The following is a 19,514-nucleotide window of genomic DNA, read 5'->3' on the forward strand; positions in this document are numbered from 1 at the left end:
CATGCGGGGCGACGGACCCTGATTCTGGCGGTGAAGTGACCAGACTCGTCCTGATACCGTGACAGCGCGCACATTTTCACACAGGCGGCCAGGTTTACAAACCCCGGATGTGCGAGGCGGATCAATGAATAGAGTAAAAATTCAAACGTTTTCCCTCAGAGGCAGGAGAAAGGGGACCAATAGAGCCCCGTTTCCACATCGGGGTCAACGGTTTTTCTGGTAGCGTTCGATAAGCTGGCTCAGCACGGCATCGCTCTGCTCCAGCAAGGGATCGAGGGCCAACCCCATGCGTTGTAGCAGCAGGGTGGCCTGGGTTTCGCTCAAGGGACGGCCATCGAGGAAGTAGGCCTGCTCGGCCAGTTGCTTGTCATGGCGGGGCAGCAGCACCCAGTGCACTCGTCGGGGTTCGATGGCGGCGAGGATCCGGTTGGCGGCCGCGCAGAAGGTATCGATGTGCTGCTTGCCATCCGGCCCCAGACAGCCGGGTTCGAGCCGGATCTGGATGGTGAGTCTGGTGGTGGAGGCTTGGGTCATGGGTCGCTATCGCTGGGGTAGAGGTGAAGATTGTAAGTCAGAAGAGGCAAAAAAGGGGAGCCCCGGCTCCCCTTGTGACGTCATGCCTGGTGGCGCGGCTGTTGCCTCGCCTTACTTGGCAATGCGCTTGTACTTGGCGCGGCGCGGCTGGATAGCCTCGGCACCGTAGGTCTTCTTCTTCCACTCTTCGTATTCGGTGAAGTTGCCTTCAAAGAATTCGATCTTGCCCTCGTCCTGGTAGTCCAGGATGTGGGTGGCGATGCGGTCGAGGAACCAGCGGTCGTGGGAGATGACCATGGCGCAACCCGGGAACTCCAGCAGGGCGTTCTCGAGGGCGCGCAGGGTTTCGATGTCCAGATCGTTGGTCGGTTCATCCAGCAGCAGCACGTTGCCGCCGGTCTGCAGCAGCTTGGCCAGGTGCAGACGGCCACGTTCACCACCGGAGAGTTCGCCGACCCGCTTCTGCTGATCGGCACCCTTGAAGTTGAAGCGGCCGATGTAGGCGCGGCTCGGGAACTCGTAGTTGCCGATGCGCAGGATGTCCTGGCCGTCGGCGACTTCCTCGAACACCGTCTTCTTGTCGTTCATGCTGTCGCGGAACTGATCCACGGAGGCCAGCACCACGGTGTCACCCAGGGTGATGGAACCGGAATCCGGTTGCTCCTGACCCGACATCATGCGGAACAAGGTCGATTTACCGGCACCGTTCGGACCGATGATGCCAACGATGGCACCCTTCGGAATGGAGAAGGAGAGATCGTCGATCAGCTGGCGGTCGCCATAGGACTTGCAGAGGTTGGCCACCTCCACCACCTTGTCGCCCAGGCGCGGTCCTGGCGGAATGAACAGCTCGTTGGTCTCGTTGCGCTTCTGGTAGTCGTTGGTGTTGAGCTCTTCGAAGCGAGCCATACGAGCCTTGGATTTGGCCTGACGGCCTTTCGGGTTCTGACGAACCCACTCCAGTTCCTTCTCGATGGACTTGCGACGGGCAGCTTCGGAACTCGCCTCCTGGGCCAGACGGGCATCTTTCTGCTCCAGCCAGGAGGAGTAGTTGCCCTCCCAGGGGATGCCTTCGCCGCGGTCCAGCTCCAGGATCCAGCCCGCCACGTTGTCGAGGAAGTAGCGGTCGTGGGTGATGGCCACGACGGTGCCCTCGTAGTCGTGCAGGAAGCGCTCCAGCCAGGCCACGGATTCTGCATCCAGGTGGTTGGTCGGTTCGTCCAGCAGCAGCATGTCCGGTTTTTCCAGCAGCAGGCGGCACAGCGCCACCCGGCGGCGCTCACCCCCGGAGAGGTGCTTGATCTGGGCATCCCAGGCCGGCAGGCGCAGGGCGTCGGCCGCGCGCTCCAGCTGGTTTTCCATGTTGTGGCCGCCCTGGGCGGCGATGATGGCTTCCAGCTCGCCCTGTTCGCGGGCCAGCTTGTCAAAATCCGCATCTGGGTCGGCGTAGGCTGCATAGACCTCGTCGAGGCGCGCCATGGCACGTTTGACGTCGCCGACCGCCTCTTCGACCGCTTCGCGTACGGTCTGCTCCGGATCCAGCTTCGGCTCCTGGGGCAGGTAGCCAATCTTGATGCCGGGCTGCGGACGGGCTTCCCCTTCGATCTCGGTGTCGATACCCGCCATGATGCGCAGCAGGGTCGATTTCCCGGCGCCGTTCAGACCCAGCACGCCTATTTTGGCCCCCGGGAAGAAGGAGAGGGAGATGTTCTTGAGAATATGACGCTTGGGCGGCACGACCTTGCCAACCCTGTTCATGGTGTAAATAAATTGAGCCATTGGCTAATTCTCTTCCTTTCAGCAGTTTAATGTCTTGGCATTAACAAACTGATGTCGTGGTGGGGCCGGGTCGACGGGCCGTCAACCCGGTTCCAAAAAACCCGTCGATTGTAAACCAATGGGAGAGGGGCGGCAAAGCCGGGCGCCGCAGGCCGGGACGGCCGACAGGCGCGAGGGAAGAGGGGCAACCGGGCAAGCTCAGCGCGGTGAGCTGCGGCGGGCCGGTTTGTCAGGATCCTGCCCCGAGTAGTAGAGCACCCGCTGCACATACTCCTGGGTTTCCTGATAGGGCGGCACACCGCCGTGGCGCAGCACGGCTTGCTCCCCGGCGTTGTAGGCGGCGCTGATCCTCACCCAGTCCGGACCGAACTGCTTCTCCAGCCACTTCAGGTAGATCATGGCACCACGGATGTTCTGCTGGGCATCGAACGGCCGGGTCACGCCGAAGCGGGCCTGGGTTTCGGGAATGAGCTGCATGACGCCCTGTGCCTGCTTGGAGGAGACGGCGGTGCTGTTCAGATTGGATTCGGCGATGGCGATGGCCAGGGCGAGCTGGGGGTCCACTTTGTGACGCTGGGCGGCCTGGCGGATCATGACGGCCAGCTTTTGCTTGGCCTGTGACTGTCTGGCCAAGTAGCGCTCCTGATCAAAGGGAGTACTGGGGCGCACCCAGGGGGCTCCGCCACCGCCTCCGATGCCGCAGGTACCCAGGGGGGCATTGCCGACCCGCTCGTTGTAGTAACGGGCGGCCTGCTGGTTGCCAAGGCGCATGGCCATGGCCAGGTAGGCGTTGGCGCTGCGGGCATTGCGGATCCCCTGGGGGCCGCGGGCCAGCAGGCGGCCGATGCGGTAATAGGCTTCCGGGTTGCCAAGGTTGGCGGCGGTGCAGTAGTGGGCGATGGCCTGCCTCGGATTGCCCTGTTCCATGGCGGCGCCCTGGCGCAGTGCGCTCATGGCCTTGGGGGCCTGACGAAAGGGATCTGCGTGGGAAGTGGTGGCCAGCAGTATCAGGAGTCCCCAGCCCCAGAGTCGTTTTTTCATGGAAACCTCGTCTTTGGTATCCGCAACATATAGGCCCGATCCGGGGAGGGACGCCAGCCAGCAGATGGAACATCTGGTTATGTGGGTGAGCAACAGAGATGAAAACGGTATGGAACTTTTGGTGCAGGGGAGAGGCGGTATGGTTCCCGGGTCAGTGACTGCTTTGACAGATTTGTTAATTGAGGTTCAATATGCTGACACAGTTGTTTTCTAACGCCTTGTATTTGCATGATGTCAGCCAGGCCACGATGCAATGTCGTCGGGTCGGCCGGGTGAATCGATAGCGCCTCGGATGAGGGCAGGATATGCATATGGTCGAATCGGTCGATATCTCTGTCGTGGTGCCTGCCAAGGATGAGCGGGACAATCTGGCCCCGCTCGTCGGCGAAATAGATGCCGCCCTTGGGGGCAGGTTCGAGTACGAACTTATCTATGTGGACGATGGCAGTGTGGACGGTAGTCATGTGGTGCTGCGCGATTTGCAGACGCGTTTCACCAGGCTGAGGGTGCTGTGCCATGTCCATGCCGTGGGCCAGAGCATGGCGGTGCTGAGCGGGGTGCGCCACGGGCGTGGCGACTGGCTGGTGGTACTCGACGGCGATGGTCAGAACGATCCCGCCGACATTCCCGCCATGCTGGAGGAGGCGATGCGCCGCTACCAGAGCGATCCATACCAGGTGGGCCTCATCGGCCACCGGGTCAACCGCCGTGACGACTGGGTCAAGCGCCTCTCTTCAACGCTGGCCAACGGCTTTCGCGATCTGCTGCTGCGCGACGGCATTCCGGATACCGGCTGCGGGCTCAAGGTGGTGCGTCGCGACTGGTATCTGAAACTGCCTGCCTTCAATCACATGCACCGCTACATCCCAGCGCTGATCCAGGCTCAAGGGGGGCGCATGGCGCCCTGGCCGGTCAACCACAGGCCACGCCAGGCGGGCATCTCCAAATACGGGGTCTGGAACCGGCTCTGGGTCGGGCTGGTGGACGTGGTCGGGGTCTGGTGGTTGCAGCGCCGCTCCAAGGTGGTTGAAATCCGGGAGATGCTGGAGTGATGGACGCCTGGCTGTCTGCCCCCATCGACTGGCTGGACTGGACCGGGGTGCACGTCACCGGCTGGAAGCTGATCGGCTACACGGGGGCGCTGATGTTCGGCGGACGCTGGCTGGTGCAGTTTCTGGCGTCCAGGCGGGCGGGGCGACCCGTCATCCCGCGCCTGTTCTGGTACATGAGCGTGCTCGGCAGCCTGATGACGCTCAGCTACTTCACCTTCTCTCCCAAGCAGGACTCCGTCGGCGTGCTGCAAAACCTCTTCCCCACCTTCACCGCGCTCTACAGCCTCTATCTCGATATCCAGCATCGGGGCTGGCGGCGTGACAAGGGAGTGACCGGGGAGGCTCGTCATGGTGAGTGATCGCACCCTGCTCAATCAGACGTCCCTTGGCTGGTTGCTGCTGATCGCGCTGGTGGTGCTGGGGGCCGGGCTGGGTCTGCGGGACCCCTGGCCGGCGGACGAGCCGCGCTTTGCCCTGATCGCCAAGGAGATGGTGGAGAGTGGCCAGTGGCTCTTCCCCATGCGCGGCGGGGAGCTCTATCCGGACAAGCCGCCGCTGTTTATGTGGGGGATCGCGATCGGTTATGTGTTGACTGGCTCCATCAAGGTGGCCTTTCTGCTGCCCTCCCTGCTGTCTGGCTTGCTGACCATCTTGCTGGTGTGGGACCTGGGGCGTCGGTTATGGAACCCAGCGGTCGGCTTTATGGCCGGGCTATTGCTGCTGTTCACCGTCCAGTTCACCCTGCAGGCCAAGACGGCGCAGATCGATGCCCTGGCGACGGCCTTCATCACCCTCGGTCTCTATGGTTTTCTGCGCTTCCTGCTCTGCGAGGGAGGGTGGCGCTGGTACTGGCTCGGCTGGTTTGCCGCGGGGCTTGGCGTCATCACCAAGGGGGTAGGAGTACTGGCCCTGCTGGTGCTGCTTCCCGCGCTCTGGACCCACAGGTCGCAAATCCGCGCCGCGCCCTTGTCAGCCTGGCTGAAGGCCCTGCTCGGGCCGCTGGCAATGGCCCTGGCGATGGGCCTCTGGCTGGTCCCCATGCTGGAGGCCGTGACCCGAAGCGGGGATCCCCTCCTGCTGGCCTACAGAGACAACATACTGCTGCGCCAGACGGTGACTCGCTATACCAGCGCCTGGCACCACGTCAAACCCTTCTGGTACTACCTCACCTCGGTGATCCCGCCGTTCTGGCTGCCGCTCTCCCTGCTGTTGCCCTGGCTGGTGGTGGCCTGGCGGCGCGCCATCCGGGCGCAGGACAGGCGTATCCTGCTGCTGCTGGGTTATCTGGTGCTGGTGGTGCTGTTTTTCTCCTGCTCGCCGGGCAAGCGGGGCGTCTACATCACGCCCGGTACGCCCGCCCTGGCGCTCCTGACCGCACCCTTCATCGGCACCCTGCTGGTCCGGGTCTGGCCGGGGCGACTGCTGGCCGGGCTTGGCTGGCTGCTGGGGGGGGCAGGGCTGATGGGGGCTCTGGTGCTGGCATTTAGCGACAGAGTGGCCAGCCGTCTGGGGGAACTGGGGCCGGAGCCCTGGCTTCCCCTGCTGGTGCTGGGGGGATCCTTGCTGCTGATCAATGCCTGGCTTCGCCGGGCGCCACTGACCGCCATTCTCAGCTCCCTGGTGGTGGGGTGGCTGATCTACTCCTGCTGGATAAGCGTGCGCCTCAACGAGGTGCGCACCCCTCAGGCAGTCATGGCATTGGCGGCGCAGAAGGTGCCTGTGGGGGATGAACTGCTGCTGGCGGGCTTCAAAGAGCAACATCTGCTGTTTAGCCTGCAACCAGTGAAACATTACCCTTATCTAATGGGGGACGGGGAGCAGGCCAGGGAAGCTGCCGCCTGGATAGGGGCTGCCCCCGGGCGCTGGGTACTGGGGAGCGCCGACCTGATGGTGAGGTGTTTTGACCCCGCGAAGATGGAAAACCTCGGCAACCGTCACCGTACCGACTGGCTGCTGGCAGGCCCGCAAGCACTCAAACCCGCCTGTCGTGGGCTCTCCCCCACCATGGTGCCCTTCAGCTATACCCCTTCATCCTGAGCGCAGGGTCTGAACCAGGCGACCCTGCCACCTCGCCTGGCTCAGACCCGGTAGTAGTCCCGATACCAGCGGACAAAGCCGTCAACCCCTTCCTTGAGCCCGACACGGGGGCGATAGCCCGTGGCGTCAAACAACGAGCGGGTGTCGGCCCAGGTGGCGAGCACGTCGCCGGGCTGCATGGGTAGCATGTTGCGGATGGCCCGTTTGCCGAGGGCCGCCTCGATGGCATCCACGAAGTCCAGCAGCCTGACCGGGCTGCCGTTGCCGATGTTGAAGAGGCGATAGGGGGCCGGGCTGGCGTCCGGGGCCCCCTGCCAGTGGGCATCGCCCGCAGGGGGGATGTCTGAGATGCGCACTATCCCCTCGACGATGTCGTCGACATGGGTGAAATCCCGGCTGAGCTGGCCCTGGTTGTAGAGGTCGATGGGGTCGCCGTTCAGGATGGCGTGCACGAACTTGAACAGGGCCATGTCGGGCCGACCCCAGGGGCCGTAGACGGTGAAAAAGCGCAGCCCGGTTGTGGGCAGGCCGTAGAGATGGGAGTAGGAGTGGGCCATCAGCTCTCCCGCCTTCTTGCTCGCCGCATAGAGAGAGACGGGATGATCCGCCCCATGGGACGGCTTGAACGGCATCTGTTCGTTCGGCCCGTAGACCGAGCTGGAGGAGGCATAGATCAGGTGCTGCACCCGGGTCTGGCGACACCCTTCCAGCACGGTGAGGTGGCCGGTGAGGTTGCTGTCGGCATAGGCGAAGGGGTTGTCCAGGGAGTAGCGCACCCCGGCCTGGGCCCCCAGATGGATCACCCGGTCAAACTGCTCGCGGGCAAAGAGCGAAGCCATGGCCGCGCGGTCCGCGAGATCGGTGCGCTCGAAGCGAAAGCCGGGCAGAGGCGTGAGCAGGGCGAGGCGCGCCTCCTTGAGACTCACCGTGTAGTAGTCGTTGAGGTTGTCTATCCCCACCACCTGATGGCCGTCGCCACAGAGCCTGCGCGCCACATGAAATCCGATAAACCCGGCGGCGCCGGTGACGAGGTACTTCATCGCTCCTCCTGATGGGTCAGGCTATCGCCACGGCCGATGGCATAGTAGGTGAAACCGCGCTGGCGCAGACGGGCCGGATCATAGAGGTTGCGGCCGTCGAAGATGATGGCCTGCTTCAGGGTCTGGCGAAGCAGGTCGAAATCCGGTGCGCGGAACTGTTGCCACTCTGTGCAGACGAGCAGGGCATCAGCCCCCTGGAGGGCGGTTTCCTGGGTGTCGCACAGGGTCAAGTCCGCCCGCTGGCCATAGAGGCGGGCGGCCTCGGTCATGGCCTCGGGGTCGAACGCCTGCACCTTGCCTCCTGCCGCCCAGATCGCCTCCATCAGCACCCTGCTCGGGGCTTCGCGCATGTCGTCGGTATTGGGTTTGAAGGCGAGTCCCCATAACGCGAAGGTGCGCCCCGACAGACTGGCGCCAAAATGGTGGTGCAGCCGGTTCATGAGCCTGTGCTTCTGCGCCTCGTTGACCTGCTCCACCGAGCGCAGCAGGGGGGTCTCGCACCCCGCCTCCTTCGCGGTGTGGATCAGCGCCCTGACATCCTTGGGGAAGCAGGATCCGCCATAACCGCAGCCCGGGTAGATGAAGTGGTGGCCGATGCGCGGATCGGCACCAATGCCCTTGCGCACCTCCTCGATGTCGGCGCCCAGGGCTTCGGCCAGGGTGGCCATCTCGTTCATGAAGGAGATGCGGGTCGCCAGCATGGCGTTGGCGGCGTACTTGGTCAGTTCGGCGCTGCGTGCATCCATCCGCAGGATGCGGTCTCGCTTGCGGTTGAAGGGGGCGTAGAGCTCCTCCAGCAGGGAGAAGGCGTGATCGGAGTCGGTGCCGATGATGATGCGATCCGGCCGCAGGCAGTCGGCGACGGCGGCGCCCTCCTTCAGAAATTCGGGGTTGGAAACCACGTCGAGCGGAAGATCGAGACCACGGTCGGCGAGGCGCTCCGCAATGTGTCGCCGTACCCGGCTGGCGGTGCCGACAGGGACAGTGCTCTTGTTGACCACCACCTTGCCCCCTTGCATCAGGCGGCCTATGGTGTCCGCCACCGTCATTACCTGATGGAGGTCGGCAGACCCGTCCTCGTCCGGCGGCGTTCCGACCGCGATGAAGATAAGCTCGGCAAACTCCACCGCCCGGGCCGGGTCTGTGGTGAAGATCAGGCGACCGGCCTGATGGTTGCGCTGCACCAGGGGGGCGAGACCGGGCTCGAAGAGGGGAATGCGCCCCTCTTTCAGGCCCGCGACCTTGTCGGCATCCACATCCACGCAGGCCACCTTGTGACCCATCTCCGCCAGTACGGCGGCCTGAACCAACCCGACATAACCTATTCCGAATACGGTGACTCTCATCCGCTGTTGTTCCGCTGGCAGTGACAAGCGACTCATTCTAGAACGATTCGGGCGCGGGGGCAGCGGCCCGTTTCAGGTTTTTCAGCATCAGGCCGGCGGTGAGTGTGGGACATTTTGGTGCAAGGATTGTAACGCCTGGATGACGCGCACCATTTTGGCGCGTGAAGGGCGGGACTTGTGATCCATCTCACTCAAATTGGAGACTGTCGGCATAACGAAGCCCCGGTTAACGGGGCTCGCTCCGCCCGACGGGCGGCTAACACTCTCTTGCTTCGCGACTGGATACCTGGTTATGGACAACACTTCACGCTCTGCGCACCCGCTCTATGAGGATGTGCTCGCCTTGCTGACCGCAGCAGGCTTCGTTTCCCTCGGCATCTTCCTGTTCCATCAGGTCGGCCTGCTCACCGGTGGCACCGCCGGCCTGGCGCTGCTGCTGCAACAGGTGACCGGCATCAGCTTCGGCCTGCTGTTCTTCGCCATGAACCTGCCTTTCTATGCCCTGGCCTGGCTCAGAATGGGGCCGCGTTTCACCCTCAATACCTTTGCCGCCGTGGCCACCGTCTCATTCATGACGGATCACCTCAACGCCGTGCTGCAAATCGGCAAGATCGAACCCGTCTATGCGGCGCTGATCGGCGGCACCCTGATCGGCATGGGGCTGCTCATCATGTTCCGCCACAAGGCGAGCCTGGGGGGCTTCAACATCCTGGCGCTCTTCATTCAGGACAGATGGGGTGTGCGGGCAGGTAAGCTGCAAATGGGGCTAGATTGCGCCATCGTGGTCGCCTCTTTCTTCGTGGTCTCCCCCTGGCTGCTGGTGCTTTCCGTGGTGGCAGCCATCATCTGTAATCTGGTGTTGACACTCAATCACAAGCCGGGACGCTACCAGATAGCCTGATGTGCCCGTGGGAGTTGCCCTGCAGGTCAGCCCAGGGCTGGATACCGCAAAAAGACAGAGCGCCTGATGGCGCTCTGTTGCTATCTGCCCTTGGGTGTCACACCACCATGGGGACGCCGCTCTCGGGGTGGTGGATCACCTGTGCGGGGTAGTCGTAGAGGCGCGCGATGAGCGCTGGGGTCAGCACCTCGCCTGCGCTGCCGTCAGCCATCAGCCTGCCCTGCTCCAGCATCACCAGCCTATCGGCGTAGCGGGCTGCCAGATTGAGATCGTGCAACACCACCAGCACGGCGGTATTGCGACCGGCCAGTGCTCGGGCCATGGCGAGCAACTGGTGCTGGTATTTGAGATCCAGCGCAGAGGTGGGCTCGTCCAGCAGCAGCAGCCGCGCTTGCTGCGGTTCCTCCGGGGCCTGCCAGATCTGGGCCAGCACCCGGGCGAACTGCACCCGTTGACGCTCCCCGCCGGAGAGGCCGGGATAGAGGCGGTTTGCCAGATGGTCGACCCCGGCGTGGGTCATGGCGGCGCGGACTATCTCGTCGCGCCGGCTGGCAGGCTCGCTGTGGGGCAGCCGGCCCATGGCCACCACCTCTTCGCACAGGAAGGGGAAGCTCAAGGAGGAGCTTTGCGGCAGCACACCGACCCGGTGTGCCAGAGCGTTGTCGGCCCACCCCCTGCGGGTCTGGCCGAACAGGTGGATCTCCCCTTCATGTTCCAGCTCGCCGGTCAGGCACTTGAGCAGTGAGCTTTTGCCCGCCCCGTTGGGGCCGAGCAGGGCGGTCAGGCTGCCGGCATGCAGGTCGAGATCCAGGCTGTCCAGGATAAGCCGGTTGCCACGACTGAGGCGAAGACCCCGGCAACTGAGCAGGGGGGAGGGGGATCCGGGCAAAGTGACGATCTCCTGTTACAGGGTTCGGCGGCTCTTGACCAAGAGCCAGATGAAGAAGGGGGCCCCCAGCAGGGCGGTGATGATGCCGACGGGCAGCTCGGCCGGTGCGAGCAGGGTGCGTGCCAGCATGTCGGCCCCCAGCAGCAGGCCAGCCCCCAGTAGGGCAGACAGCGGGAGCAGGCGGACATGGTTGGGACCGGCCAGCAGCCGTACCAGATGGGGAACCACCAGGCCGACAAAGCCGATCATGCCCGCCACGGCCACCGCCACGCCGACACCGGCAGCGGTGAGCAGGATGAGGCGACGCTTCAGCGTCTGCACGTTCACCCCCAGATGCCGTGCCTCTCCCTCTCCCAGCAGCAGGGCGTTGAGGGGATTGGCATCGCGCATGAACAACAGCAGTAGGGCGGCCAGGGTCAGCAGCGCCAGCGTCACATCGACCGGCTTGCCTGCCGCCAGGGAGCCCATCTGCCACAGGCTCAGGTTGCGCAGCATCTGATCGTCGGCGAGATAGGTGAGCAGTCCGATGACGGCGCCGGAGAGCGCCGTGATGGCCACCCCGGCCAGCAGCATCACGGTGACCGAGGTGCCCCCTTCCCGGGTACCCAGCAGATAGACGAGGGTGGTGGTGAGGGCTCCGCCGAGAAAGGCGAGCAGGGGCAGCAACCCCAGGCCGAGCAGGCTCTGCAGGTGCGAGCCCAGCGGGGCGAGCAGCACGATGGCCAGGGCCGCGCCGAGTGCCGCGCCACCCGACACCCCTATGATGCCGGGGTCTGCCAGGGGGTTGCGAAACAGTCCCTGCATCACGGCGCCGCAGAGGCCGAGAATGCCCCCCACGGCGATGCAGAGCAGGGTTCGTGGCAGACGGATCTCCTGCACGATCAATAATTTGTGAGCCTCAATCCCGCTCTGTGGTCCGGCAAACAGGGCGCGCAGGCTCTCACCAAGGGAGAGGGACATGGGGCCGGTCGCGAGGGACCCGACCAGCAGCAACGCCAGCGCGCAGCCGGTCAGGGCGAGCAGCCAGGGCAGAGGCAGGCGCATCAGGAACCCTGCTTGATCCACTGGGCGATCTGGTTCGCCTGTTGCAAGGAACGAAGGCTGAGGCCCCCTTGCAGGGCATGTCCGTCGATGGCGTGGATAGCCTTGTTCTTGCCTGCCGGGGTGGCTGACAGGGCGGGCACCTGACTCAGGACGGCGTCGGGATCCTGATACTGCTGCCAGTCGCGGCCGCTCACCAGCACCAGATCAGGTTGCAGCTCGATGAGGGATTCGGTGGAGACGGGCTTGTAGTCGTGGAGCCCAGCCACCGGATTGACGCCGCCCGCCAGGGTGACGAGGGCGCTGGCGGTGGTGTTGCCACCGGCGATGCTGGTGGGCTGACCCTTGTGCAGCAGCAGGAAGGCGACCTTGAGGGGCTTGTTCTGCTTCGCCTGCGCCGCCAGGGTGTCGCTCTGGGCGGCAATCTCCTCCTTGAGCTTGCTCCCTGCCGCCTGGTCACCCAGGAGATGGGCCAGGGTGTCGATACGCTCGTTGAGGTTGGCCAGCGTAGGGGCTGTGGCCATGACCTCGACCTTGACGTTGGCACGGCGCAACTGATCAAGCGTGCTGTTCGGGCCCATCTCGTCGCTGCCGACCACCAGGGTCGGAGAGAGACTCAGGATCCCTTCGGCGGCGAGGGCACGGTGATAGCCGACCTTGGGCACGCCTCTGGGCTCCGGACTGCTGACATCGGTGGCGACCAGGCTCTGCTCGCCCCCCAGCGCCAGGATGAGTTCCGTGGTGGCCGGGCCTATGCTGACGATACGCTCCCCCGCCATGACGGATGGGGAAGAGAGGGAAAGGGCACAGCCGAGCAGGCTGAATGCGAGGGCAAAACGACGGCCCATGCGAACCTCCGAAGGGTGAATGAAATAGGGTTGCCGCCGAGAATATCAAGTCGCCCATCAAAATGCACTGAGAATGAAAGCGATTATCAATTGCGTTACTTGGGGCGCTTTATTACAGTATCCGCCGCGACACCGAGCACCATCGCCAGATCATCCAGGGAGAACCGATGAGCATTGCACAACGCATTCACGCGCTGCTGGAGCAAGACCCCAGCGCCCACCCGTCCACCCTCGCCACCGAGCTGGCCGTCAGCGAATGGGAGGTGGTACGCCATCTGCCTGCCGCCCTGATGACGCAAGTGCCGGCCGGGGAGGCCGAAGCCCTGCTGGCGGACCTGGCCAGCTGGGGTCAGGTGACCACCATCGTCGAATCCGATGGCTCCATCTTCGAGGTGAAGGCTCCCTTCCCCAAGGGCAAGAACGCGCGCGGCTACTACAACCTGATGGGGCGGGACGGGGAGCTGCACGGCCACCTCAAGCTCGACAACGTGGCAGGCATCGCCCTGGTCAGCAAGCTCTTCATGGGCAAGGAGGGGCACTCCTTCCAGTTCTTCGGCCACAGTGGCCGCTGCATTTTCAAGATCTACCTGGGCCGGGACGAGCAGCGTCAACTGCTGCCTGAGCAGGTGGAGCGTTTCATGGCCCTGCGCCGTCAGTATCAAGAGGAAGTGAAAGCATGAGTGAACGTCAGGAGCGCCTGCAAAACCGCCTGCAACCGGAGATCCGCGAGTTCCGCGACGGTTGCCGTACCCTGCAGCTCGCCACTGTGGATGGCGAAGGCAACCCCAATGCCAGCTATGCCCCCTTCGTGCTGCAGGAAGATGGATACTACGTGCTCATCTCCGAGATAGCTCGCCACGCCCGCAACCTGCAACAGGTGCCCAAGGTATCGCTGATGCTGATTGAGGACGAAACCGGTGCCCGCGAGCTGTTTGCCCGCAAGCGTCTGACCTTCGATGCGGTCGCCGAGGTGGTGGCCCGCGACGACGCACGCTGGGAGAAGGCCGTTGCGGCGCTGGAAGGGCGCTTCGGCGAGATAGTCAAAGGGCTCTCCAACCTCAAGGACTTCGTGCTGTTTAGGCTCAAGCCCGAGCAGGGACTGTTCGTCAAGGGATTCGGTCAGGCGTTCCGTGTCTCCGGCGACGAACTGGTGGACTTCGTTCACCTGGTGGAAGGGCACAAACGCATCGACAATGGCGCCGAGCTGACCAGCCCGGCGGATGAACCCGTTTGAGGGGACAGTTAGCGAGATGAGAAAACGGGCAGCCTGGGCTGCCCATTTTGTTGTTATGTCCCGGGTTACTCTTGCCAGCCTGCCTGGTTGGGGAAGGCATCGCGATCGGCCTGGGTGGCGCTCTCGTTGCATTCCCCGCGGATCTTCCAGGAGGTCTGGCTGAGGACGATATAGCCGCTTCGGCAATACTTGCGCGTGGCCAGCATCTGGGTGAGCTGCTCGTCCTGCAGGGCTTCCCGGCGTTCCAGCAGGCTCTTGTCGCGGCGGCTCAGCCGGTTGTCATCTCCCTCCTGCAACCGGGTGGGCAGGACGTCGAGAGGGGCGGCCTCGAAGGTGAAGCGCTTGCTCCCGTCGTCGCTGATATGGGTGTGGAACAGGGGGGCCGGGCCATCGGGTGCTGCCCCCGGCAAGCCGGAGCAGGCGGTGAGCGCCGGTAACAGCAGCGTGAGGGCAACGGCAGAGAGTAGACGCACACAAGACTCCAATCGGGTGTTCACATCAGGACGGGCAGCTTAACACGCCCGCTCGGGTTAAATGGTGGCCAGCAGCTCATCCGTCGTGAGCAGGGTCACGCTTCTGCCTTGAGGCAGGCTCAGATGCCGCCACATGAAGTGGTGGTGCTGGATGATCTGCTCCGCACTCAGGTGCGGCCTGTCCGCCGTGGTATGGGCGTCGGTCACCGCAAAGGCGTCAAAGCCCATGGCGGCGGCGCTGCGCAACGTGGTATCGACGCAAAAGTCGGTGGCACAGCCGCAGATGAGCAGTCTGTCTACCGACTGCTCTGCCAGCAGGAAGCCGAGCTCGGTGTCGAGGAAGCTGTCACAGGCGGTCTTGCGCACCCGGCTGTCGTGGGGAGACGGGGTCAGATCGGCGTGCAGTTGCCAGCCTGCACTGCCAGGTTCCAGCTCGGAACCCGGTTCGTCGTGTTGCACATAGATGACCCGTCCGTGTTGGCCCCGCACGCGATCGGCCAGACGATTGATGTTGGCGATGACCTGGGCATCCTGATGGCGGGGGTTATCGAACAACCCCTGTTGCATGTCGATGACGAGTAACACATCCATATGAAATCCTTGGGCTATTTTGAGGGTTGCAACCATTGGCTGCAGTCACGGCTTCGGGATTGATGCAGTGCGCCCATATCTTGCTTCATTTCCTTTGCATTTAGCCAGCGTTCCGGCAGGGGAGCGATCTGGACCCTGACGTCTGCGTCTCTCCCGGGGGCTGTCTCGTCACCGGTTTGCGGCACGATGAGTGCCACCTTGAGTGCCGGATTGCGGCTGGCGATGCGACTGGCGATCCCGAGCCCCCCTTCCACGTGGAAGTTGCCGGCGATATGCATGATGCGCCTGCCGGGATGCTTGCCCAGATAATCCACCATGCTTTCGGCCATGGTGTCGTCCCAGCTGGTCTGGGCGGCGAAGCGACGGGCGTTGCCGTCCGCATCCCCATGGTGCATGGAAGCCATGAACTTCTGGCGGTAGCCGTCATCCCCCAGAGTCAGCTCGCGGGCAAGCTGGCTGCGGCGATTGGCCGGCAGTTTGTCGAGCCAGGCCGATCCCTCCTGACCGACGCAGCTCACCAGAGGTTTGGGGGCATTGGCGGCAATCACTGGCAGGTGCTGCGCCTTGGCGAACTCCACCAGAGGGCGGTAATCACTCTGGTAGTTGGGCCAGGCATGGCCATCTCGAATGAGGGCCGATTCGCCGATGCGTCCGGCCAGGTAGGCATCCAGCACCGGCTGATCGGCGCGGCTGAACTGCTCCATGGAGAGTACCAGGGCCCGGCCATCTGCCTGCGACGTCTCGTCAAGCCCCGCCAGCAGACGGGCCTGCAACAGATGGATGGCCGGGTGAGTGTGAAGTTCCCCCACCAGCACGATGTCGGCATCCGCCACCCGGGCCACCGCCTGCTCGAAGGTCAACGCCTGCCCCTGGGCCGTATCGAGCCGTGCGTCATAGAGGGTCTCGGGTGGGGTGTTCTGCGGCGTGGTGGCGCAGGCGGCCAGCAGCAGGGGCAGGGCGAGCAGGGGGAGTCGTCGGATCATGGTTACTCACTCAAGAAACAGGGGATGGGAAAAGGCTGCACCATGGGATGGCGGCATGGCGAGCAAAAAGTGGCGCCAGTGTAAGGGGGAATGATGATAAAGTGAAATGAGAATGATTCACTTTATTATTGATCTTTGTCTATGGCGGGGTAATATGCCTTCCGCTTGATAATAATTCTCAATAAGGACTTTGCAGTGGCGCACAACAACACCCCCTCCCTGATAGCCCTCGCCGTGGCGGCCGGGCTGATCTCCCCCGCTTTCGCCGCAGACAAGAAAGCCGATGAAGTCATGGTCGTCAGCGGCTCACGGATGGAACAGAAGCTGGAAGATGTTTCCGGTCCCATCGCCGTCATTACCTCGGAGCAGATTGAAGAGCAGGTCGTCAGCAACGTCGCCGATCTGTTCCGCTATGAGCCCGGGGTGAGCGTGCAGGGAGGCGCAGGAGATGCCCAGACCTTCACCATTCGCGGCATGAGCGAAAACCGGGTCAAGGTGGTGCAGGACGGTGTGCGCCAGAACGATGCCTACAAGAATGGCGGCGTGGGTCAGACCTACTTCGACACCGACATGATCAAGCAGGTGGAAGTGGCCAAAGGGCCGGCCTCTGCCGCTTACGGTTCCGATGCTCTGGGAGGCGTCATTGCCATCACCACCAAGGATGCTGGCGACTTCCTCAAGGGCCGCGACAGCTATCTGGATGCGACCACGGGTTATGCCTCCAGCAGCCACCAGAGAATGGCCGGCATCACGGGGGCGCTGCGCACCGGGGAAGTCGAGAACCTGCTGCGCTACACATGGCGCGATGGCGGTGTCACCCAGAATTATGACGGCGACAAGAACGAGTTCGACATCGTCAGCCAGGCCGTGCTGTTCAAGAGCAAGTGGAATCTCTCCGATGATCAGTTCCTGAAACTGACGGTGGATTACTTCACCGAGGGGCAGGATCCGGATGCCATCGATCTGACCAAGGCGGGCTCCGTCTTCAACCAGCCCATTACCGACAAGGAGACCGACAACCTCTCCCTGGTACTGGATCATGGCCTCGCCCTGAACGCCCCCTGGGCGGATCGCGTGGACAGCAAGATCTACTACAGCCGCGCCAAGCAGACCCTGGATCAGTACGCTTCGTCCAAGTATCCGGTCATGCCGGGCAACCCCTATGTGACCAAGAACTCCCTGGATCACAACGGTTTCGAGCAGGAGAGCCTGGGCGCCCAGGTGAAGTTCAACAAGGCGCTCGCCAGCCAGCGTCTGGCCTGGGGCCTGGAATACGAGCATACCGACAACGAGCGCACCCGCTTCAAGGGGCCGACCGTTCCGGGTGACTTCGTCGGCTACAACGAGCTGAGCTTCCCCTCCACCACCAGCGAGCGCAGTGCGCTCTGGGCCTTTGACGAGATCAAGTTCGGCGAGCGCTGGGTGCTGACCCCGGGCGTGCGTTACGACTACTACAAGATGACCCCGGACGAGGATCCCGCCTACACGGGCGAGAACATGAAGAAGATCTCCGAAGGGGAGTTCTCTCCCAAGCTGGGGCTGGTGTTCAAGGCGCACGAGGCGGCGAACCTGTTCGCCCAGTACAGCCACGGCTTCAAAGCGCCCATGTATGACAACGCCTTCTCCACCCTGAACCACCAGGCGTATGGCTATCGCATCGAGCCCAACCCGAACCTCAAGCCAGAGAGCAGCGACGGCATCGATCTGGGGGTGCGCGGCAGCCGTGGCGGGTTCAGCTATGAAGTGGCCACCTTCTACAACAAGTTCGACGACTTCATCGAGCTGACGGCCGTGGGCACCGAAGGCCGTACCGCCCTCTATCAGTACCAGAACCTGGACAAGGCGACCACCAAGGGGGCCGAGGCCAAGGCGGACTACTGGTTGAACGAGCTGGTCAACGTCTGGGGCAACCTGGCCTACATCGAGGGCAAGGATGGCGAGGGCAACTACATCAACAGCCTGAGCCCCCTGAACGGCAGCGTCGGGGTGCGTCTGGAGCAGCCGAACTGGAACATCACCACCGCATTGCGCTTTGCCGACGACATGGACAAGGTGGGCAAGGATGCGCGAGGCAACGACAACATCAAGAGCGCAGGCTGGGGCGTGGTGGATCTCTATGCCCAGTTCAAGCCGGTGCAGGACCTGCAGCTCAACGTGGGGGTATTCAACCTGTTTGACAAGGAGTACGTGAGCTACGAGAGCATCACCGGCCTTGCCGCCACCGCGGATACCAGCAAGCAGACCGAGCCTGGCCGCAACCTCAGTGCACGGGTCAAGTACGTGTTCTGATGGTCGTCGATCAGCATGAAGGAAAAGGGGCCCTCGGGCCCCTTTTGTCATGAAGGTCGGCGTCTGCAAAAAAGAAACCCGCCAAGGGCGGGTGGAAGGATTGCAACACTCATCAGGAAGCGGTGTTACCCAATAGACAGGGGGATGTGACAAAGGTTCAACTTTATTGATATTTATGGTTTTTATCTGTCATGCCGCCTGGGGATCCCCGTCCCGAAATCGGTTATCATTTGTGCCCCTTGTCATGCAGCCTGAGCCTCTATGCCCGCGTTCTCCTGGTTAGCCCTGTTTTTTGGTGCCTTCTACTTCGTTTATGGCGCCTACCTGCCGTTCTGGTCGCTCTGGCTGGAAGGCATCGGGGTGAGTACTGAACAGATAGGGCTGTTGCTGGGGGTGGGCATGGCCATCCGTTTTGCCGGCAACCTGATGGTGATGGGGCGAGTCAAGGGTGCCGGCCAGTTGCTGCCCGTCACCCGGCTGCTCTGTCTGCTGAGTCTGCTGGCCTTTCTCGGTTTCTATCTGGGCCACAGCCTCTGGTGGCTGGTGGTGCTGACCCTGGCGGCCAACTTCATCTACCCGACCCTGATGCCCATGGGAGAGGCGCTTGCCACCCGCATGGTGGTTCAGACCCACCTCGACTACGGCAAGGTGCGGCTGTGCGGCTCCTTTGCCTTTATCGTCGCCTCCACCCTGGTGGGGGCCCTGGTGGGCAACTTTGGCAGCGACTGGGTGCTGCACACCATGGTGGCCGGGCTGCTGATCATGCTGGGGCTCAGCCTGCTGCCGCTGCGACCCGCCCCTCGGGAGCTGCAAGGGGAGCGGGCCAAGGCCTCGCTGCTCGTCACGCTCAGGTCGGCCCCGGTGCGCCGCTTCCTGCTCATCACCGCCCTGCTGCAAGGGAGCCACGCGGCCTACTACGGTTTCAGCGCCATCTACTGGAAAAGCGCCGGCTACAGCGGCACCCTGATCGGGTATCTCTGGGCTCTGGGAGTGCTGGCGGAGATCGCCATGTTCGCCGCGGACAAGCGCTTCCTCCAGCGCTTCGGCGCCCAGACCCTGTTTCTGGTGGGGGCCCTTGGCTGCGTGGTGCGCTGGGTGCTGCTCGGCAGTTCTACCGACCTGGCGGTGCTGGTGCTCGGCCAGCTGCTGCACGGGGTCACCTTCTGCGTCAGTCACCTCGGCGCCATCCGCTTCATGACCCGCCAGTTGCCCGCGGAGCAGCAGATCCCCACCCAGGCGCTCTATGCGGCCCTGGGCCTTGGCATGACGGTGGCGGCCCTGATGGCGATCTGCGGCGTGCTGTTCGAGCCGCTGGGGGGCGGCATCTTCTTTATCATGGTGCTGGTAGTGCTGCCGGTCTTCGTGTTGCGGCTGCGTGAAGAGAGCCCTGAACAGGGCCGATGACACAGGTCTGCCGGTCTCTGGCGCGGCAGACC

General features: G+C 63.4%; 19 protein-coding genes. 8 read left to right on the plus strand and 11 right to left on the minus strand.

Going from position 1 to position 19,514, the window contains the following annotated elements; genetic code table 11:
* Nucleotides 1-204: 204 nt before the first annotated feature.
* The 3 genes from AB5Y54_RS04025 to AB5Y54_RS04035 all read right to left on the minus strand — a co-directional run bounded on the left by AB5Y54_RS04025 (nt 205) and on the right by AB5Y54_RS04035 (nt 3,354).
* The gene (locus AB5Y54_RS04025) at nt 205-534 is read right to left on the minus strand and encodes a hypothetical protein (RefSeq protein ID WP_039040029.1); all 330 of its coding nucleotides are present in this window, start codon (nt 532-534) and stop codon (nt 205-207) included.
* A gap of 111 nt (nt 535-645) precedes the next feature.
* The gene (gene ettA, locus AB5Y54_RS04030) at nt 646-2,313 is read right to left on the minus strand and encodes an energy-dependent translational throttle protein EttA (RefSeq protein ID WP_201984546.1); all 1,668 of its coding nucleotides are present in this window, start codon (nt 2,311-2,313) and stop codon (nt 646-648) included.
* 198 nt (nt 2,314-2,511) lie between these two features.
* Nucleotides 2,512-3,354, minus strand: a complete 843-nt coding sequence (locus AB5Y54_RS04035; RefSeq protein WP_045523764.1) for a lytic transglycosylase domain-containing protein — start codon at nt 3,352-3,354, stop codon at nt 2,512-2,514.
* A gap of 311 nt (nt 3,355-3,665) precedes the next feature.
* Between AB5Y54_RS04035 and AB5Y54_RS04040 the strand changes: the two genes are divergently transcribed.
* Genes AB5Y54_RS04040 through AB5Y54_RS04050 form a run of 3 tightly spaced genes read left to right on the plus strand, consistent with a single transcriptional unit; the run spans nt 3,666 to nt 6,443 of the window.
* Nucleotides 3,666-4,406, plus strand: a complete 741-nt coding sequence (locus tag AB5Y54_RS04040) for a glycosyltransferase family 2 protein (RefSeq protein WP_103244355.1) — start codon at nt 3,666-3,668, stop codon at nt 4,404-4,406.
* A complete protein-coding gene (locus tag AB5Y54_RS04045) occupies nt 4,406-4,765 on the plus strand; it encodes a lipid-A-disaccharide synthase N-terminal domain-containing protein (protein ID WP_045523761.1) in 360 nt (119 codons plus the stop codon). Before AB5Y54_RS04040 ends, AB5Y54_RS04045 begins: the two co-directional genes overlap by 1 nt.
* Nucleotides 4,755-6,443, plus strand: coding sequence for a glycosyltransferase family 39 protein (locus AB5Y54_RS04050; RefSeq protein ID WP_201984525.1), 1,689 nt, complete (start codon nt 4,755-4,757; stop codon nt 6,441-6,443). The genes AB5Y54_RS04045 and AB5Y54_RS04050 overlap by 11 nt, the downstream gene beginning before the upstream one ends.
* A 41-nt stretch (nt 6,444-6,484) precedes the next feature.
* Here the strand turns inward: AB5Y54_RS04050 and AB5Y54_RS04055 are convergent, their stop codons facing one another.
* Nucleotides 6,485-7,483, minus strand: a complete 999-nt coding sequence (locus AB5Y54_RS04055; RefSeq protein ID WP_201984524.1) for an NAD-dependent epimerase — start codon at nt 7,481-7,483, stop codon at nt 6,485-6,487.
* Nucleotides 7,480-8,829, minus strand: coding sequence for a UDP-glucose/GDP-mannose dehydrogenase family protein (locus AB5Y54_RS04060; RefSeq protein WP_223931682.1), 1,350 nt, complete (start codon nt 8,827-8,829; stop codon nt 7,480-7,482). Before AB5Y54_RS04060 ends, AB5Y54_RS04055 begins: the two co-directional genes overlap by 4 nt.
* Before the next feature lie 292 nt (nt 8,830-9,121).
* On the opposite strand from AB5Y54_RS04060, the gene AB5Y54_RS04065 reads away from it, so the two are divergent.
* The gene (locus tag AB5Y54_RS04065) at nt 9,122-9,730 is read left to right on the plus strand and encodes a YitT family protein (RefSeq protein ID WP_010673223.1); all 609 of its coding nucleotides are present in this window, start codon (nt 9,122-9,124) and stop codon (nt 9,728-9,730) included.
* 97 nt (nt 9,731-9,827) lie between these two features.
* On the opposite strand, the gene AB5Y54_RS04070 is transcribed toward AB5Y54_RS04065, so the two are convergent.
* The 3 genes from AB5Y54_RS04070 to AB5Y54_RS04080 are packed head-to-tail and all read right to left on the minus strand — an operon-like array spanning nt 9,828 to nt 12,508.
* Nucleotides 9,828-10,619 carry a heme ABC transporter ATP-binding protein gene (locus AB5Y54_RS04070; RefSeq protein WP_042016790.1) on the minus strand — a complete coding sequence of 264 codons (792 nt, stop codon included), beginning with the start codon at nt 10,617-10,619 and terminating at the stop codon, nt 9,828-9,830.
* Between the two features lie 15 nt (nt 10,620-10,634).
* Complete coding sequence (locus tag AB5Y54_RS04075) at nt 10,635-11,666, minus strand: iron ABC transporter permease (protein ID WP_039040072.1); 1,032 nt, start codon at nt 11,664-11,666, stop codon at nt 10,635-10,637.
* On the minus strand, nt 11,663-12,508 hold the full coding sequence (locus AB5Y54_RS04080; protein ID WP_103260746.1) for a hemin ABC transporter substrate-binding protein: 846 nt from the start codon (nt 12,506-12,508) through the stop codon (nt 11,663-11,665). Before AB5Y54_RS04080 ends, AB5Y54_RS04075 begins: the two co-directional genes overlap by 4 nt.
* A gap of 167 nt (nt 12,509-12,675) precedes the next feature.
* On the opposite strand from AB5Y54_RS04080, the gene hutX reads away from it, so the two are divergent.
* Together hutX and hutZ are read left to right on the plus strand one after the other, a co-directional pair.
* Complete coding sequence (gene hutX / locus AB5Y54_RS04085; protein ID WP_041214612.1) at nt 12,676-13,188, plus strand: heme utilization cystosolic carrier protein HutX; 513 nt, start codon at nt 12,676-12,678, stop codon at nt 13,186-13,188.
* Nucleotides 13,185-13,742: a heme utilization protein HutZ gene (hutZ, locus tag AB5Y54_RS04090; protein WP_010673228.1), complete on the plus strand. Its 558-nt coding sequence runs from the start codon at nt 13,185-13,187 to the stop codon at nt 13,740-13,742. Before hutX ends, hutZ begins: the two co-directional genes overlap by 4 nt.
* 65 nt (nt 13,743-13,807) lie before the next feature.
* Here the strand turns inward: hutZ and AB5Y54_RS04095 are convergent, their stop codons facing one another.
* Genes AB5Y54_RS04095 through AB5Y54_RS04105 form a run of 3 tightly spaced genes read right to left on the minus strand, consistent with a single transcriptional unit; the run spans nt 13,808 to nt 15,789 of the window.
* Entirely contained in the window at nt 13,808-14,215 is a 408-nt protein-coding gene (locus AB5Y54_RS04095; RefSeq protein ID WP_041211184.1) for a hypothetical protein, read from the minus strand.
* Between the two features lie 57 nt (nt 14,216-14,272).
* Nucleotides 14,273-14,806, minus strand: coding sequence for a cysteine hydrolase family protein (locus AB5Y54_RS04100; protein ID WP_368153266.1), 534 nt, complete (start codon nt 14,804-14,806; stop codon nt 14,273-14,275).
* 14 nt (nt 14,807-14,820) lie between these two features.
* Entirely contained in the window at nt 14,821-15,789 is a 969-nt protein-coding gene (locus AB5Y54_RS04105) for a ChaN family lipoprotein (protein WP_368153267.1), read from the minus strand.
* 195 nt (nt 15,790-15,984) lie between these two features.
* Here AB5Y54_RS04105 and AB5Y54_RS04110 point away from each other — a divergent pair, with 195 nt between their 5' ends.
* Together AB5Y54_RS04110 and AB5Y54_RS04115 are read left to right on the plus strand one after the other, a co-directional pair.
* Entirely contained in the window at nt 15,985-18,078 is a 2,094-nt protein-coding gene (locus tag AB5Y54_RS04110; RefSeq protein ID WP_368153268.1) for a TonB-dependent hemoglobin/transferrin/lactoferrin family receptor, read from the plus strand.
* A gap of 261 nt (nt 18,079-18,339) precedes the next feature.
* Nucleotides 18,340-19,482: a 3-phenylpropionate MFS transporter gene (locus tag AB5Y54_RS04115; protein WP_368153270.1), complete on the plus strand. Its 1,143-nt coding sequence runs from the start codon at nt 18,340-18,342 to the stop codon at nt 19,480-19,482.
* Nucleotides 19,483-19,514 lie beyond the last annotated feature (32 nt).

This window comes from Aeromonas sp. s9, assembly GCF_040907765.1.
GTDB lineage: Bacteria > Pseudomonadota > Gammaproteobacteria > Enterobacterales > Aeromonadaceae > Aeromonas > Aeromonas caviae.

Excerpts from the sequence above, each read along its gene's own strand:
- AB5Y54_RS04065 (WP_010673223.1), top strand. The coding sequence starts at position 9,122 with ATGGACAACACTTCACGCTCTGCGCACCCGCTCTATGAGGATGTGCTC.
- AB5Y54_RS04025 (WP_039040029.1), bottom strand. The coding sequence starts at position 534 with ATGACCCAAGCCTCCACCACCAGACTCACCATCCAGATCCGGCTCGAA.
- AB5Y54_RS04115 (WP_368153270.1), top strand. The coding sequence starts at position 18,340 with ATGCCCGCGTTCTCCTGGTTAGCCCTGTTTTTTGGTGCCTTCTACTTC.
- AB5Y54_RS04040 (WP_103244355.1), top strand. The coding sequence starts at position 3,666 with ATGGTCGAATCGGTCGATATCTCTGTCGTGGTGCCTGCCAAGGATGAG.
- AB5Y54_RS04060 (WP_223931682.1), bottom strand. The coding sequence starts at position 8,829 with ATGAGAGTCACCGTATTCGGAATAGGTTATGTCGGGTTGGTTCAGGCC.
- AB5Y54_RS04100 (WP_368153266.1), bottom strand. The coding sequence starts at position 14,806 with ATGGATGTGTTACTCGTCATCGACATGCAACAGGGGTTGTTCGATAAC.
- AB5Y54_RS04080 (WP_103260746.1), bottom strand. The coding sequence starts at position 12,508 with ATGGGCCGTCGTTTTGCCCTCGCATTCAGCCTGCTCGGCTGTGCCCTT.
- ettA (WP_201984546.1), bottom strand. The coding sequence starts at position 2,313 with ATGGCTCAATTTATTTACACCATGAACAGGGTTGGCAAGGTCGTGCCG.
- AB5Y54_RS04050 (WP_201984525.1), top strand. The coding sequence starts at position 4,755 with ATGGTGAGTGATCGCACCCTGCTCAATCAGACGTCCCTTGGCTGGTTG.
- AB5Y54_RS04045 (WP_045523761.1), top strand. The coding sequence starts at position 4,406 with ATGGACGCCTGGCTGTCTGCCCCCATCGACTGGCTGGACTGGACCGGG.
- AB5Y54_RS04055 (WP_201984524.1), bottom strand. The coding sequence starts at position 7,483 with ATGAAGTACCTCGTCACCGGCGCCGCCGGGTTTATCGGATTTCATGTG.
- AB5Y54_RS04105 (WP_368153267.1), bottom strand. The coding sequence starts at position 15,789 with ATGATCCGACGACTCCCCCTGCTCGCCCTGCCCCTGCTGCTGGCCGCC.
- AB5Y54_RS04035 (WP_045523764.1), bottom strand. The coding sequence starts at position 3,354 with ATGAAAAAACGACTCTGGGGCTGGGGACTCCTGATACTGCTGGCCACC.
- hutZ (WP_010673228.1), top strand. The coding sequence starts at position 13,185 with ATGAGTGAACGTCAGGAGCGCCTGCAAAACCGCCTGCAACCGGAGATC.
- hutX (WP_041214612.1), top strand. The coding sequence starts at position 12,676 with ATGAGCATTGCACAACGCATTCACGCGCTGCTGGAGCAAGACCCCAGC.